Here is a 14,046-nt window from a genome sequence, read left to right as displayed (position 1 = left end):
GATACTCCCATGACTGACATGACCAACGCGGCCCCCGTGGCCGTGAACAGCCCCGGCTTGCCTGATGATCAGCGCCGATTGATCGAGCTCGACGATGCCATCGCCAAGATCCGCACGCAGATCGCGACGGCCGATCTGGCCCGCCAGCGCGGCCAGAAGCCGATCGATCCGGACTGGTTCCACCGGGCCCGCACGGCACTGCGCCACCTGTGCCGCGAGCGCGCGGAACTCTTGGCCCAAGGTACGGGCCGTCGTCGCCGCGAAAAGCTCAAGGACGCGCTGATCGGCATCCTGCGCGAACGCCATGATCCCGAGACCTGGGACGGCATTCTTGCCGAGGCGCAGGCCCGCAGCGAACGGGAGGGTCTGTGATGGCAGAACTTCCCGAAGCCCCCACGCCGACGCTGACGGCAATCTATGCGGACTATGAGGCCCGGCAGGGTGATGGATTCCGCGATCACCTCGGGGCGTCGATCATCGGCAAATCCTGTGCCCGGGCGCTATGGTATGATTTCCGCTGGATCACGCCCGCGCGCCATTCCGGCCGCCTGCTGCGCCTTTTTGAGACGGGCCAGCTGGAGGAGGACCGGCTCGTGCGCAACCTGCGCGCCACCGGAGCGACCGTGCTCGAAGTCGATCCCGAGACCGGCCGCCAGTTCCGGGTCGAGGCCCATGGCGGCCATTTCGGCGGCTCGCTCGACGGCGTAGCCCTCGGGCTTCTGGAGGCGCCGAAGACCTGGCATGTGCTGGAGTTCAAGACCCACTCAGTCAAGAGCTTCAATGAGTTGACCGCCAAGGGCGTCGTTCTGGCCAAGCCCCAGCACGCCGCGCAGATGCAGATCTACATGCACCTGACCGGCATCACGCGCGCCCTTTACGTAGCGGTCTGCAAGGACACCGACGCGCTGCATGTCGAGCGCATCGAGGCGGACCGCGCCATGGCCGAGCGCCTCTCGGAAAAGGCGGGGCGCATCATCTTCGCCCAGCATCCGCCCGCGCGGATCAGCGAGGACCCGGCCTGGTTCGAATGCCGGTTCTGCGATCACCATGCGGCCTGCCATGACGGCGGTGGGGGCGCGGTGACCTGCCGGTCCTGCCTGCATGCGACGCCGGTCGACGGTGGTTGGCATTGTGCCCGCCACGACCGGATGCTGGCCCCGGCAGAGCAACGCGCCGCCTGCGGCCGCCATCTCTTCATCCCCGATCTCATCCCCGGCGAGGTCATCGATGCGGGCGACGATCTCGTCACCTACCGCATGGCCGATGGCACGACCTGGACCAACGACGCCCGTTCCCCGGAGGCCGCGCCATGCTGACCCTGCGCCCCTATCAACAGGCCGCGATTACCGCGATCTACGGCTACTTCCACACCCACACCGGCAATCCGCTGGTGGTCATTCCGACCGCGGGCGGCAAGTCGCTCGTCATGGCCTCCTTCATCGAAGGCGTGCTGAAGGCCTGGCCCGATCAGCGCATCCTGATCGTGACCCATGTCCGCGAGCTGATCGCGCAGAACCACGCCGAGATGATCGGCATCTGGCCAGACGCCCCGGCGGGCATCTATTCGGCGGGCCTCGGCAAGCGCGAGGCGCAGGCGCGGATCCTTTTCGCGGGCATCCAGTCGATCCACCGCCGCGCGGCCGAGATCGGCCACACCGATCTGGTGTTGATCGACGAGGCGCATCTGATCCCCGGCAAGTCGAGCACCATGTATCGGCGCTTCCTCGATGCGCTGAAGGCGATCAACCCGGCGCTCAAGGTGATCGGGCTGACTGCCACGCCGTTCCGGCTCGACTGCGGGATGCTGCACGAGGGGCAGAACGCGCTCTTCACCGACATCGCCTATGAGGCCCCGGTCCGCGAGCTGATCGATGCGGGGTATCTGAGCCCTCTGGTCTCGAAACAGCCCGCAACCCGGCTCGATGTTTCGAAGGTGGGCACCCGCGCGGGCGACTTCATCGCGCGCGATCTGGCGGCGGCGGTCGATCAGGACGCCATCACCCGCGCGGCCGTCGCCGAGATCATCGCGCATGGCCGCGACCGGAAGTCCTGGCTGGCCTTCTGCTCGGGCGTCGAGCACGCGCGTCATGTGGCCGAGGAATTCGGCCGCCAGGGCATCAGTTGCCGCACGATCTTCGGTGACACGCCGAAGGACGAGCGCGATGCGATCCTTGCCGCCTTCAAGCGCGGCGAAATCCGGGCGCTCGCCTCGATGGGCGTGCTGACCACCGGCTTCAACGCGCCCGGAGTCGACCTGATCGCGCTGCTGCGCCCGACGCAATCGGCCGGGCTCTATGTGCAGATGGTCGGGCGCGGCACCCGTCTCGCGCCGGGCAAGGAAAACTGCCTGGTGCTGGACTTCGCCGGCAATGTCCGCCGCCACGGTCCGATCGACCTTGTGCGGCCAAAGCGCCCCGGTGATGGCGGCGGTGGCGAGGCGCCAACCAAGGTCTGCCCGGATTGCGACAGCATCGTCGCGCTCTCGGCTACGGAATGCCCGGATTGCGGCTATGTCTTCCCGGCGCGCGAGGTGAAGATCGCCCCCACGGCCGCCACGCTGCCGGTGCTTTCGCCAAAGCAGCAATGGCTCCCGGTCACGGGCGTTTCCTTCAGCCGCCACGACAAGGCGGGCGGCCGTCCGTCGCTCAAGGTGACCTATAGCTGCGGCCTCGCCACCTACAGCGAATGGGTCTGCCTCGAGCATCAGGGCTATGCCCGCCAGAAGGCGGCCGAGTGGTGGCGCAAGCGTGCGCCCGGCTGCCCCGTGCCGCTGAGCGTGGCCGAGGCTCTCGCGCAGACGAGCCGCCTTGCGCGCCCCAGCGAAATTTCGGTCCGCCCCTCGGGCCGCTATCTTGAGATCTCCGGCTACAGGTTCGCCCCATGCGCCCATCCGACCCCGGCCTCTGCGCCGTCTGCCACCGGGAACCTCGCGGCTTTGGCTGGTTCGAACCGGGGTTCCGCCGCACCGACCCGCGGCGTGACGCCAGCCGCAAGCGGCTCTGCAGCCGCGCCTGTCAGGACATCTGCCATGGGAGGAAGGGCATGATCGATCCGACCCCGAATGAGACCGAGGCCATGGCCAAGGGCGGCCAGATGGGCGGCGAATATCTGGAAGCCATCGGCAAGTCCGACCTCGCGACCCTGTCCGAGGAGGAATGGGCCCGGTTCCTCGATGCGGTCGTCACCGGCTATTGCGACCACCTGCGCGCGCTGGCGGCGAAGGATCGCAACCGGCTCGACGCGATGGCGCCGGAGGTGCCGTTCTGATGGCCGACACGTCCTGGATGGCGCGCTTCGGCGCGCGGCTCGTCACCAATGGCTATGCCATCCTGCCGATCGGCCCGGGCACCAAGAAACCCGGCCGGTTCCAGCGCGGCGGCTGGGCCGATTACCCGGAATGGAATCGCCATGCCGAACGCCCGACCACGGAGGTCGAGGTCGCGACCTGGGCTGCCTGGCCGGATTGCGGTATCGGCATCGTCGGAGGTGCGGTGGCGGCGGTCGATATCGACATCGCGGCGGACGCCGAACTGGCGTTGCAGATCGAGGCGCTGGCTCGGGCGCGCCTCGGCGACACGCCCGCATTGCGCATTGGCCGCGCCCCGAAGCGCATGCTGGTCTATCGCACAGCCGCACCGTTTCGGGGCATCAAACGCCATCCGCTCGAGGTGCTCTGCCTCGGGCAGCAGTTTCTGGCCTATGCCGACCATCCCGACACCGGTGCGCCCTATGTCTGGCCCGACGAGGGGTTGGCCGATCTCGATATCAGCGACCTTCCGGAAATCACGGCGGAAGCGGCGGCGGCCTTTCTCGACGAGGCCTATGCGATACTGCCCGAGGCCCTGCGTCAGCGTGGACTGGGTTCGGCATCACCGGCCACATACCTGCGAAACCACGGGCAGATCGGCACCTTGCCGGCTATCCGGTCGGCGCTTGACTGGCTGCCGAATGACGAGCTCGATTACGACAGCTGGATGCGCATTGGCATGGCGCTAAAAGGCGCGCTTGGCGATGCGGGCGGCGAGGTCTTTGCCACCTGGTCGGCCCAGGCGGCCAAGGATGTGCCCGCGACCACGGCCCGCGCCTGGGCGAGCTTCAGGCCCGACCGGATCGGCGCGGGCACGATCTACCACCTCGCCATGGAGCGTGGTTGGCAGCCCGACGCCGCCTTGCGCCTTGATGGCAGCCTCGATCCGGACGGCCCGCATCCGGCCGCCGATCTGCTGGCCCGGCTGGAGGGGAGCGCGCCGACCGTCGCCGATCCGGAAAACCCGATCTTCAGCCTGACCATCCCCGACGGTCTCGTCGGCGAGCTGACCGGCTATATGCTGGCCACCGCGCGCCGCCCGCAGCCGCTTCTGTCGCTCGGGGCCAGCCTCTGCGCCATCGGCGCGCTGATGGGGCGGCGGTATCGCACGACCAGCAACCTGCGCTCGAACCTCTATGTCGTGGGGATCGCGGACAGCGGATCGGGCAAGAACCACGCCCGCGAAATCATCAACGAGGTCTTCTTCGAGGCGGGGCTCGCCCACCATCTCGGCGGCAACAAGATCGCCTCCGGCGCGGGGCTACTGACGGCGCTTCATCGGCAGCCCGCGATCCTGTTCCAGATCGACGAATTTGGGATGTTCCTGTCGGCCGCTGCCGACCGCAAGCGCAGCCCGCGCCACATCACCGAGATCCTTGACAACATGACCGAGCTCTTCACGGCCGCAGGCGGGATCTTCCTCGGGGCAGAATACGCAAACCGCGACGGCACGAATGAGCGGCGCGACATCAACCAGCCCTGCCTTTGCGTCTATGGCACCACGACGCCGTTGCATTTCTGGGGCGCGCTGCAGGGGGCAAACGTGGTCGATGGCTCGCTGGCCCGTTTCCTGATCCTGCCGAGTGATGAGGACTATCCCGACGAAAACCTCGCCGTAGGCATCCGGCAGGCCCCGCCCGCGCTGATCCATGCGCTCCAGCTGGTCGCCAAAGGCGGCGGGGCCGTGAAGGGCAATCTGACCGGCAAGACCGCCGATCAGAACACCGCCGTGAACCCGATGAGCGTGCCGATGTCGGATGCAGCAAGGGTCCGGTTCGCCGATCTCAGCGACGCCCTGACCGAGGAGCTGCGAGCAGCGGCCGGGACGGCCTTCACTGCCATTCTCGCCCGGATCGGAGAGAACGCGCTGAAACTGGCGCTGATCGTGGCTGTCGGGCGCGACCCGGTGCGCCCCGAGATCGACATCACCGCAGCGGACTGGGCCATCGGCTTCGTGCGCCATTACGCGCGGCGCACCATGGAGGCGGTCGAGCGCCATGTGGCGGATACCGAGACCGAGGCGCATCTGAAGCGGCTCAAGGAGATCGTCCGCGCGGCCGGGCCCAAGGGTATCACCAAATCCGAGATCACCCGCGCCTCCCAATGGCTGAAATCGCGCGACCGCGACGAAATTCTGCTCACCCTGATCGAGAGCGGCGACATCACGACGGGCATGCGCGGCTCCTCGACCAAGCAGGCCATGGTCTACCGGATGGCGCGATGGGGCGGGTGACCGGAGATCCTTCAATCCGCCTGAAGTGGCCCTTGAAGCCGAAATGCCGACAAGCAGCAGAAACGAAAGGGAAAAACCGAATCCTTCAAATCCTTCAATCTTTCAAGAGGACCCCTTTCCCTTATACGCGTGCACGCGCGTTCTAAAAGAGAGAGACAGGTACCTATTGAAATATTGAATAATTGAAAGATTATATATTACACATACAGGACAACCACTTAGGGGCGGAAATCTTTCACGACGCCCCTCTGAAGGTTCTGAAGGATTTGCCGGGCGGCACACCCGCCCAGCCCATGAACTGACCAGACCACCCTTCGGGGCCTGGCGAGACCGCAGCCTTCACCGGCCAGCCCGCTCGCCTCGCTCACAAACACGAAGAGGAGGTCTCTCATGACCCAATCCCACGAACACCCGCGCTGCATCCTTGCGCTTGATCTCGGCACCAACACCGGCTGGGCCTTGCGCAGCCACGAGGGGCTCATCACCAGCGGCACCGCCAGCTTCCGGCCCGGGCGCTATGATGGCGGTGGCATGCGCTATCTGCGCCTCACCAACTGGCTTACCGAACTGGACCGGCTGTCTGGGCCCATCGCGGCTATCTGGTTCGAGGAGGTCCGCCGCCACGCCGGAACCGACGCGGCCCATGTCTATGGCGGGCTGATGGCCTCGCTCACCAGCTGGGGCGAGCTGCGGGGCGTCCCCTACGAGGGGGTGCCGGTGGGCACGATCAAGCGCCACGCCACCGGCAAGGGCAACGCGCCCAAGCAGGCCATGATCGAAGCGGCCCGCGCGAAGGGCTTCAGCCCCGAGGACGACAACGAGGCCGATGCCATCGCCATCCTGCTCTGGGCCCTCGACGCCCGTGGAGGTGCAGCATGAGGTTCCATCCCAAGGGCTATGGCGGCCAGCGCCGGTCGCCTGATGAGGTAAAGCGCGACGGCTGGCGCGAACAGGGCGTGCTGGCTGTCAGCGTTGACGATCAGCGCCTGACCTGGCCCGAGCGTGAACTCGTCGAGCAGCTGGGTACGCGGCTCTATGGTCCGCGTCCGGCCGAGGATCTGCGCCATGGCTGAGCACATCTGGACCGCCGAGGACGTCGCCGATCATTTCGAGGAGGCGTTCCGCACCCTCCGCAAGCTGCCGCCCGTGAAGGTGCAGGGCTATTTCAACGCCTGGCCGCAGGTCATCCGCACCGAGCGCGAGATCCTCGCCATGGAACCCGAACCGATGCGGGTCTGGCCCTCGGCCGCCGCGATCTCGCGGCTCGAGCAGACCTTTGATTGGGTGCTCTGGCTCGGCGAGAGTGAACGCCGCCTGATCTGGTGGCGTGCCGCCCGACGGCCGTGGAAGCAAATCACCTATGATCTGGGCGTCGACCGCAGCACCGCATGGCGCCAGCACAAGCTCGCGCTCACCAAGATCGCCGCGCGGCTCAATGCTGCGGCTGCATGAAGTGTTGCAACACTTTGATTTTCGACAGCTGCAACAGATCCATGCTATCTGAAGGATATGATGGGGAGAGTGCGTCGGAAGACGGCTCTCCCCGTTTCCATTCGCGCGGACCCGCGACAGCGGGGCCGCAGCGGAGCGCATTTCCCTGAAATAGGCGGGTCCTTCCCGGCGTCCAACCTATGCGGGCGGGCGAAGCGCGAGGGTTTCCCAGTGACACCCCTAAAAACACCCGTTTCGTTTCGCTTGGGCCCACGCGGCAACACGCGAAGGGCCTGACGGCCCGACACCCCATGCCTGAACCGAAACGGCCCTGCGGGGGCATTTCGGTTCACGCCCCTCATTTCGCCGCCCGGCACCCCAAGGACATTCCCATGGACGTCGTCGACCTGCCGCTCGAGCAGATCATTCCCTATGCGCGCAATCCCCGGCGCAACGAGCAGGCCATCGCCACGGTCGCGGCCTCGATCCAGGAGTTTGGCTGGCGTCAGCCCATCGTCGTGGACGAGGCGATGGTCGTGCTGGCCGGACACACCCGGCTGGAGGCGGCGCGCAAGCTCGGCTTCAAGACCGCGCCGGTGCATGTCGCCAAGGGGCTGACCGCGTCCCAGGCCCGCGCCTTCCGGATCATGGACAACCGTTCCGGCGAGAATGCCGAATGGGACAAGGACCTCTTGAACCTCGAACTGGCGGACCTGCTGGAGGCGGATTTCGACCTCGGCCTGACGGGCTTCACCGAGGACGAGGTGAACGCGCTGATGTCGAGCCTCGATGCGGGCACCGGTCCGCAGGAGGGCGAAGACGAGATCCCGGAAACCCCGGAAGATCCCGTCAGCCGCCCCGGCGATCTCTGGCTTCTGGGGCACCACCGGCTTCTCTGTGGTGACAGCACGGTCGCCACCGATGTCGAGCGGCTGCTCGGCCCGGTGAAGCCGCTGCTGATGGTCACCGATCCGCCTTACGGCGTGGAATACGACCCGGGCTGGCGCAACCAGGTCGGGGCGGCCAAAACCAAACGCACCGGCAAGGTGCTGAACGATGATCGGGCCGACTGGCGCGAGGCCTGGGCGCTGTTCCCGGGCGATGTCGCCTATGTTTGGCACGGCGCGCTGCACGCGGCGACCGTGGCCGAAAGCCTCGAGGTCGCGGGCTTCACGATCCGGTCCCAGATCATCTGGGCCAAGGAACGGCTGGTTCTGAGCCGGGGCGATTATCACTGGCAGCACGAGCCTGCCTGGTACGCGGTGCGCAAGTCCGGCAAGGGCCATTGGGCGGGCGACCGCAAACAGACGACGCTCTGGCACATCTCGGGCAAGGATCAGGACGAAAAGACCGTCCACGGCACCCAGAAGCCCGTGGAATGCATGCGCCGGCCGATCCTCAACAATTCGAGCCCGGGTCAGGCGATCTACGAGCCCTTCATGGGTTCGGGCACCACGCTGATCGCAGCCGAGACCACGGGCCGTGTCTGCCTCGGCATCGAACTTAACCCGGCTTACGTCGATGTAGCCGTCCAGCGCTGGCAGAAATTCACCGGGCAACAGGCCGTCCTCGACGGGGATGGAACGCCCTACGACGACCTCAAGACCGAAGACCGCTGAGGGATGGATGACCTGGCTTTACCTTCCGCAGGCCTGCCTGACGGAACAGGCGACGCATGCCTCTGCGGCCTCTCGCTCTGCTCCGGCGCCGGTGGCATCGACCTCGGGCTCACCATCGCCATCCCCGGATATCGAACTGTGGGCCATGTCGAACGGGAAACCTTCGCTGCAGCCACTCTCGTGGCGCGGATGGAAGACACGTCCTTGGATCACGCGCCTGTCTGGGACGACGTTGCCAGCTTCGATGGCCTCCCGTGGCGCGGCGCTGTGGACATCGTCACTGCGGGCTATCCGTGCCAGCCGTTTTCCGTTGCGGGCAAGCGCCGGGGCGCGGACGACCCGCGCCACCTCTGGCCGCATGTCGCCCGCATCATCGGCGAAATCAAACCGCCCTTCGTCTTTCTCGAGAATGTCGCCCATCATCTCCGCCTCGGCTTCCCCGAAGTCGCCAGCGGACTGGTCGGCATGGGCTACCGCCTTGCGGCAGGCCTCTTCACGGCGGCGGAAGTCGGCGCGCCCCACAAGCGCGAACGGCTCTTCATCCTCGCCATCCGCGAGGGTGACGAGCTGGCCGACCCCGCGCGCCTGCTCTGGAACCCGCTCGAGTGGCGGGAACCGGACGGAACTGCTGCGGCTCTGGCCGACGCCCCGGGCCAGCGCGAACGAGAACAGGCAGACGAAGCCCTCGCCGTCACAAGTGGCGGGTCAGCACGGGATGAATCTTGCGACGACGGCCGCGATGTGGCCGACGCCGCAGACCGACAGCTTTCGGAGCCGGGGCGGCGACCGGCGCGACGAGAAGGGTCTGGACCGGATGGCGCGGGACTGGCCGACGCCGATGGCGAACGACGGATGCAAGCCGAGCGCGGGCAACCGGCGGACTGCGGACCTGACCCACGCGGCCGGGATGTGGATGACGCCGACGGCGCGGGATCACAAGGACGGGGCGACGACGCTGGCGAACACGCCGGTGAACGGCCTGCTTGGCCGCCAGGTCCTGGTGACGCCGATGGCTGGGCGCGATACCTCCGAGCCGCGCCGGACCTTGAACCCGCTGTTCGTCGAGGCGCTGATGGGCTGGCCCACCGGGTGGACCGGCTTCGCCTCTGTGGCAACGGCGTGGTCCCCTTGGTTGCGGCGCATGCGCTGCGAACTCTGGCGGCTGAATTGTTGGCCCATGGATGAGGCAGCTGCATGAAACAGTCCCGCCTGATGTCGCTGGTCGAGTCCGTCGCCAACGTGTTCGTCGGCTACGGCGTTGCGGTCGTCACACAGATCCTGATCTTCCCGATCTTCGGGATGTACACGACGCTGGCGCAGAACCTGAAGATGGGCGTGGTGTTCACCGTGGTGAGCATAGCGCGGTCCTACGTCCTCCGGCGGTTGTTCGAGGCGATCCGATCAGTCTAATGTCCGTGTGTTCATGCTCGAAAGGCGAGCATGTCGCAGATAACGCACGAGGGCATATCGATAATGAATTTTGACAAGGCGATCATCGAGGGTCTTAAGAACCAGTTGGAGCTTGAAGGTTACGCGAACGATGGGCAGGAGTTCGGCGTAGGACATGGAAGCCTGGGTTCAACTGCCTTTGAGCATCGAGAAGCCGATATTTTGGCAGACCTTCGGGCGATTGGATACAACGGTAGCCTTGAAAGTGCCGGGCGATATTTTGATGGCTACGGAGCGATCTATTGGATTTTTGATCCTGAGATCATGGATCGGGAGGAGGCTGAGGCGCAGTCCAAATTGTGGGTGCAGAGCTCGTTGAAACAGTCGGAAAGTCAACTGTAAGCTTAGTGCAGAACCCAAGTTGCTGACCGCCGCCCCCGAAGGACGGCGGTCATTCATTTCTTGGGTAGGTGGCCACAAGCGGCGGGGAGTTTGTAAACGCGTCCGCGCCCCTCGACCTTCTCCGAGGTAACTTCGAGTCCGAGCCTCTTCTTCAGCGCCCCTGCCATCGCGCCGCGCACCGTGTGCGACTGCCAGCCCGTCGCGGCCATGATCTCCTCGATAGTCGCGCCGCCCGGCGCGCGCAGCATGGCGATCAGCGTGGCCTGCTTGGTGCCCTCGCGCGGCGTGCGCGTCTTGGGCGCGGGTTCGGGGGCAGCGGCGGTGTCCGGTTCGATGCCGATGGCGGCAAGGCCTGCGTCGGTGGCAACCAGCGTGACGCCGTGCCCGTCGCCAGTCTCGCGCCAGACGAGCTCGCCCTTGCGCATGTCCGCCTCGACCTCTTCGAGGAAGCCCTTGGCAAGCATCGCACCGACCACCTTGGCGGCGGCGCCGCCCCGCAGGCTCTCGGGCAGCGGCAGGGCGATGTGCTCGGGCCGCTGGGCGGCGGCGCTCAGGATCAAGGCTTGGGTATCAGAAAGCTGGGTCATGGGCTCGTCTCCGGATCTGGGTCGCGGTCGTCGCGATCCCTTCTACGACCCCAAGCCGCGCCCGCGCGCGGCAGAGGTCCGGAGATGCCGAAGGTCAGTCTGCGAATTCGCCTTCGCCGAACGCGCTGTCGGTGATGCGCTTCATCAGGCTCGCGTAGTGTTCGAGGGTGCCGACGTGGCCCCAATTGATCTCGTCGGGGTGGGCGTCGAAGTGGTCATCGCTCAGCCCCTGCAGGCGGGCGAGCATCGCGTCGATCTCGGCCTTCTTTTCAATGAAGGCCGCCAGTGCGGCTTCTTGGTTCCGGCGGGCCTTTTCGGCGCGGAGTTGGTGGCGTTCGGTCATCATCCTGCACCCTCAGTTCTTCTGCGCGATCATCGCGAGGATCGCGCAGGCCATGCCGCCCAGAAACTCGCCGCGCCGGAAGACGATCTCGTCGATCTCGGTCGCGCGGGTGATTGCGGGATCGACCTGAAGGTCGGCGGCCATGTGCGGAAGCAGGCGGGCGGCTTCGAGGTTGTAGCGTTCGGCGAGGGTCATGGCAGGATCCGTGGGGTGCATCGTTTTCGTAGGATCATCTTCGCTCTGCCGGGGCACATCATCCAGTATAATCGCAGCAATTACATGGCTTTAATCGGAGCGCGCGGATCATCTCATGTCGTCAGCCACGCAACCCATCGGCGTGATCGCGCGGCTCCTCGATCTCTCTGAACGCCGGGTTCAGCAGCTGAGCCGCGAGGGCGTGATCCCGAAGGCCGAGCGCGGCCAATACGACCTGATCGGCTCGGTGCGCGGCTATGTCCGCTACCTGCGCGAACAGGCATCGAAGGCGCAGGCCGGTGCGCCAGATTACGCGGCCGAGCGGGCGCGCTTCATTCGGGCGCGGGCTGATCTCGCCGAGATGGAGGCCGAGGAAAAGCGTGGCGCGCTGATTGCGGCCGAAGAGATCGAAGCCGCCTGGATCGCCGTTCTGGCGCTTCTGCGCACTCGCTTGCTCGCGCTGCCGGACCGGCTGGCGCCGCAGGTTTTTGAACAATCAACCGTCGGAGACACCCGGAACCTGATCCGAATGACCATCCGCGAGGTGCTCGATGATCTCGCGCAGCCAGATGTCCAACTCGAAGCCAGCGCTGACATTGACGGGCTCGCCGATCCTGAAGCGGAAGGTGGAGACAGCGCTGAAGGTGCTGCGCCCGCCGCCGGAACTGACGATCAGCGATTGGGCGGACCAGAACCGACGGCTGAGCTCTGAGGCCAGCGCCGAACCCGGGCAATGGCGCACGAGCCGGGCCGAATATCAGCGCGGGATCATGGAGGCGATCTCGGACGCCTCGACCGAGACGGTGGTCATCATGTCCTCCGCCCAGGTCGGCAAGACCGAGGTGCTGAACAACGCCTGCGGCTATCACATCGATCAGGATCCCGCGCCGATCATGATGGTGATGCCGACCGAGCGCGACGCGGAAACCTGGTCGAAGGACCGCTTCTCGCCGATGGCCCGCGACACGCCCTGCCTGCAGGGCAAGATCGCCGATCCGCGTTCGCGCGACGGCAACAACAAGATCCTGCACAAGCGGTTTCCGGGCGGGCATCTGACCATCGTGGGTGCGAACGCGCCCTCGGGTCTGGCCAGCCGCCCGATCCGCCTGCTGCTATGCGACGAGGTGGACCGCTACCCGTTCAGCGCGGGCGCCGAGGGTGATCCGGTCAACCTCGCCAGGAAACGCACGGTGACTTTCTGGAACCGCAAGATCGTGCTGGTCTCGACGCCGACGAACAAGGGCACCAGCCGGATCGAGGCAGCCTTCGAGGAAAGCGATCAGCGCCGGTTCTGGGTGCCATGCCCGGACTGCGGGGCAGAACAGGTGCTGACCTGGACACAGGTGCGCTGGAGCAAGGGGCCCGACGGCGACCACCGGCCCGAAACGGCGCGCTACCACTGCGCGGAATGCGATGCGGCGTGGCGGGACGAGACCCGCTGGGCGGCCGTATCGAAAGGGCATTGGGTGGCGGGGCAGACATTCGCGGGCGTGGCGGGCTTCCATTTGAACGAGATCTACTCGCCTTGGGTCAGACTGGAGGCGATGGTGCGGGCCTTTCTCTCGGCCCGCTCCGGCGGGGACGAGACGATGAAGACCTTCGTCAATACGTCGCTCGGTGAGACTTGGGTCGAGACAGGGGAAGCCCCCGATTGGCAACGGCTCTACGACCGCCGCGAAGCTTGGAAGCCGGGCATCGTGCCTGCGGGCGGGCTGTTCCTGACCGCTGGGGCCGACGTGCAGAAGGACCGGATCGAGGTCGATGTCTGGGCCTGGGGGCGCGGGCTCGAAAGCTGGCTCGTCGATCACGTCGTGATCGAGGGTGGGCCGGATCGGCATGACGCGTGGTCGGAACTGACCGCGCTGCTTGACCGGTCCTGGCCTCACGAACGCGGCGCGCATCTCAGGATCGCGCGGCTCGCCATCGACACGGGCTACGAGGCCCCGGCCGTTTATTCCTGGTCGCGGGCGCAAGGCTTCGCGCAGGTGTCGCCGGTAAAGGGTGTCGAGGGGTTCAACCGCTCCAGTCCCGTGTCGGGCCCGACCTTCGTCGACGCGACCGAGGGCGGCAAACGGCTGCGGCGCGGGGCGCGGCTCTGGACCGTGGCAGTTTCGACCTTCAAGGCCGAGACCTACCGGTTTCTGCGGCTGGAACGGCCGACTGAAGAAGAACGCGCCGAGGGCGCGGGCTTTGCGCCCGGCACGATCCATCTGCCGACATGGGTCGAAAGCGAGTGGCTGAAGCAGGTCGTTGCCGAGCAACTGGTGACCGTCCGCACGAAACGCGGCTTCGCCAAGCTCGAATGGCAGAAACTCCGCGAACGCAACGAGGCGCTGGATTGCCGCGTCTACGCCCGCGCCGCCGCCTGGATCGCGGGCGCGGACCGTTGGCCCGACGAGAAATGGCGCGACCTCGAGGATCAGCTCGGGGCCGCGCCTCATGGTGACACCGATCCCGCCGGTCAAATTCACCGGCCGGGACAGGCTCCACAGGGCAAGCGCCGCTCCGACTGGCTTGGACGGCGGGAGGGATGGTTTTGA

At 66.4% G+C, this 14,046-nt stretch carries 17 protein-coding genes; 14 read left to right on the top strand and 3 right to left on the bottom strand.

Annotation, left to right across the window (positions count from 1 at the left end; all coding sequences use genetic code 11):
* Positions 1–9 precede the first annotated feature (9 nt).
* From G0P99_RS10550 to G0P99_RS10495, 12 genes are all read left to right on the top strand, one after another.
* On the top strand, positions 10–372 hold the full coding sequence (locus G0P99_RS10550; RefSeq protein ID WP_203583068.1) for a hypothetical protein: 363 nt from the start codon (positions 10–12) through the stop codon (positions 370–372).
* Positions 372–1,316, top strand: a complete 945-nt coding sequence (locus G0P99_RS10545) for a PD-(D/E)XK nuclease family protein (protein WP_164129548.1) — start codon at positions 372–374, stop codon at positions 1,314–1,316. Before G0P99_RS10550 ends, G0P99_RS10545 begins: the two co-directional genes overlap by 1 nt.
* Complete coding sequence (locus tag G0P99_RS10540) at positions 1,310–3,046, top strand: DEAD/DEAH box helicase (RefSeq protein WP_164129546.1); 1,737 nt, start codon at positions 1,310–1,312, stop codon at positions 3,044–3,046. The genes G0P99_RS10545 and G0P99_RS10540 overlap by 7 nt, the downstream gene beginning before the upstream one ends.
* Positions 3,043–3,267 (top strand): DUF6511 domain-containing protein, encoded by a 225-nt coding sequence (locus G0P99_RS10535; protein ID WP_119896261.1) that lies wholly within the window; start codon positions 3,043–3,045, stop codon positions 3,265–3,267. Before G0P99_RS10540 ends, G0P99_RS10535 begins: the two co-directional genes overlap by 4 nt.
* Positions 3,267–5,540, top strand: coding sequence for a PriCT-2 domain-containing protein (locus G0P99_RS10530; protein WP_164129544.1), 2,274 nt, complete (start codon positions 3,267–3,269; stop codon positions 5,538–5,540). The genes G0P99_RS10535 and G0P99_RS10530 overlap by 1 nt, the downstream gene beginning before the upstream one ends.
* 390 nt (positions 5,541–5,930) lie before the next feature.
* A complete protein-coding gene (locus G0P99_RS10525) occupies positions 5,931–6,419 on the top strand; it encodes a crossover junction endodeoxyribonuclease RuvC (protein WP_164129542.1) in 489 nt (162 codons plus the stop codon).
* Positions 6,416–6,613, top strand: coding sequence for a hypothetical protein (locus G0P99_RS10520; RefSeq protein WP_164129540.1), 198 nt, complete (start codon positions 6,416–6,418; stop codon positions 6,611–6,613). Before G0P99_RS10525 ends, G0P99_RS10520 begins: the two co-directional genes overlap by 4 nt.
* Positions 6,606–6,992, top strand: a complete 387-nt coding sequence (locus tag G0P99_RS10515; protein WP_164129538.1) for a DUF6362 family protein — start codon at positions 6,606–6,608, stop codon at positions 6,990–6,992. The genes G0P99_RS10520 and G0P99_RS10515 overlap by 8 nt, the downstream gene beginning before the upstream one ends.
* Positions 6,993–7,363: 371 nt before the next feature.
* Positions 7,364–8,590 (top strand): DNA modification methylase, encoded by a 1,227-nt coding sequence (locus G0P99_RS10510; RefSeq protein ID WP_164129536.1) that lies wholly within the window; start codon positions 7,364–7,366, stop codon positions 8,588–8,590.
* A gap of 3 nt (positions 8,591–8,593) precedes the next feature.
* Complete coding sequence (locus tag G0P99_RS10505) at positions 8,594–9,775, top strand: DNA cytosine methyltransferase (protein ID WP_164129534.1); 1,182 nt, start codon at positions 8,594–8,596, stop codon at positions 9,773–9,775.
* 9 nt (positions 9,776–9,784) lie between these two features.
* Positions 9,785–10,000: a hypothetical protein gene (locus G0P99_RS10500; RefSeq protein ID WP_164129532.1), complete on the top strand. Its 216-nt coding sequence runs from the start codon at positions 9,785–9,787 to the stop codon at positions 9,998–10,000.
* Positions 10,001–10,030: 30 nt separating this feature from the next.
* Positions 10,031–10,381 (top strand): hypothetical protein, encoded by a 351-nt coding sequence (locus tag G0P99_RS10495; protein ID WP_164129530.1) that lies wholly within the window; start codon positions 10,031–10,033, stop codon positions 10,379–10,381.
* A 53-nt stretch (positions 10,382–10,434) separates the two neighbouring features.
* Here G0P99_RS10495 and G0P99_RS10490 read toward each other — a convergent pair whose 3' ends face one another.
* From G0P99_RS10490 to G0P99_RS10480, 3 genes are all read right to left on the bottom strand, one after another.
* Complete coding sequence (locus G0P99_RS10490; protein ID WP_164129528.1) at positions 10,435–10,968, bottom strand: DUF3489 domain-containing protein; 534 nt, start codon at positions 10,966–10,968, stop codon at positions 10,435–10,437.
* Positions 10,969–11,062: 94 nt separating this feature from the next.
* Positions 11,063–11,314, bottom strand: a complete 252-nt coding sequence (locus G0P99_RS10485; RefSeq protein WP_164129526.1) for a hypothetical protein — start codon at positions 11,312–11,314, stop codon at positions 11,063–11,065.
* 9 nt (positions 11,315–11,323) lie between these two features.
* Positions 11,324–11,506 carry a hypothetical protein gene (locus G0P99_RS10480; protein ID WP_164129523.1) on the bottom strand — a complete coding sequence of 61 codons (183 nt, stop codon included), beginning with the start codon at positions 11,504–11,506 and terminating at the stop codon, positions 11,324–11,326.
* Positions 11,507–11,621: 115 nt separating this feature from the next.
* On the opposite strand from G0P99_RS10480, the gene G0P99_RS24735 reads away from it, so the two are divergent.
* Both G0P99_RS24735 and G0P99_RS10475 read left to right on the top strand, forming a co-directional pair.
* Positions 11,622–12,218, top strand: a complete 597-nt coding sequence (locus G0P99_RS24735; RefSeq protein ID WP_239059765.1) for a terminase small subunit, Nu1 — start codon at positions 11,622–11,624, stop codon at positions 12,216–12,218.
* A complete protein-coding gene (locus tag G0P99_RS10475) occupies positions 12,133–14,046 on the top strand; it encodes a phage terminase large subunit family protein (protein ID WP_370462752.1) in 1,914 nt (637 codons plus the stop codon). Before G0P99_RS24735 ends, G0P99_RS10475 begins: the two co-directional genes overlap by 86 nt.

Source organism: Ruegeria sp. PrR005, assembly GCF_010500245.1.
GTDB lineage: Bacteria > Pseudomonadota > Alphaproteobacteria > Rhodobacterales > Rhodobacteraceae > Ruegeria_B > Ruegeria_B marisflavi.
This window is presented reverse-complemented; position numbering and strand designations above follow the sequence as displayed.

Coding starts and splice junctions, on each gene's coding strand:
- G0P99_RS10550 (WP_203583068.1), top strand. CDS start 10: ATGACTGACATGACCAACGCGGCCCCCGTGGCCGTGAACAGCCCCGGC.
- G0P99_RS10545 (WP_164129548.1), top strand. CDS start 372: ATGGCAGAACTTCCCGAAGCCCCCACGCCGACGCTGACGGCAATCTAT.
- G0P99_RS10540 (WP_164129546.1), top strand. CDS start 1,310: ATGCTGACCCTGCGCCCCTATCAACAGGCCGCGATTACCGCGATCTAC.
- G0P99_RS10535 (WP_119896261.1), top strand. CDS start 3,043: ATGATCGATCCGACCCCGAATGAGACCGAGGCCATGGCCAAGGGCGGC.
- G0P99_RS10530 (WP_164129544.1), top strand. CDS start 3,267: ATGGCCGACACGTCCTGGATGGCGCGCTTCGGCGCGCGGCTCGTCACC.
- G0P99_RS10525 (WP_164129542.1), top strand. CDS start 5,931: ATGACCCAATCCCACGAACACCCGCGCTGCATCCTTGCGCTTGATCTC.
- G0P99_RS10520 (WP_164129540.1), top strand. CDS start 6,416: ATGAGGTTCCATCCCAAGGGCTATGGCGGCCAGCGCCGGTCGCCTGAT.
- G0P99_RS10515 (WP_164129538.1), top strand. CDS start 6,606: ATGGCTGAGCACATCTGGACCGCCGAGGACGTCGCCGATCATTTCGAG.
- G0P99_RS10510 (WP_164129536.1), top strand. CDS start 7,364: ATGGACGTCGTCGACCTGCCGCTCGAGCAGATCATTCCCTATGCGCGC.
- G0P99_RS10505 (WP_164129534.1), top strand. CDS start 8,594: ATGGATGACCTGGCTTTACCTTCCGCAGGCCTGCCTGACGGAACAGGC.
- G0P99_RS10500 (WP_164129532.1), top strand. CDS start 9,785: ATGAAACAGTCCCGCCTGATGTCGCTGGTCGAGTCCGTCGCCAACGTG.
- G0P99_RS10495 (WP_164129530.1), top strand. CDS start 10,031: ATGTCGCAGATAACGCACGAGGGCATATCGATAATGAATTTTGACAAG.
- G0P99_RS10490 (WP_164129528.1), bottom strand. CDS start 10,968: ATGACCCAGCTTTCTGATACCCAAGCCTTGATCCTGAGCGCCGCCGCC.
- G0P99_RS10485 (WP_164129526.1), bottom strand. CDS start 11,314: ATGATGACCGAACGCCACCAACTCCGCGCCGAAAAGGCCCGCCGGAAC.
- G0P99_RS10480 (WP_164129523.1), bottom strand. CDS start 11,506: ATGACCCTCGCCGAACGCTACAACCTCGAAGCCGCCCGCCTGCTTCCG.
- G0P99_RS24735 (WP_239059765.1), top strand. CDS start 11,622: ATGTCGTCAGCCACGCAACCCATCGGCGTGATCGCGCGGCTCCTCGAT.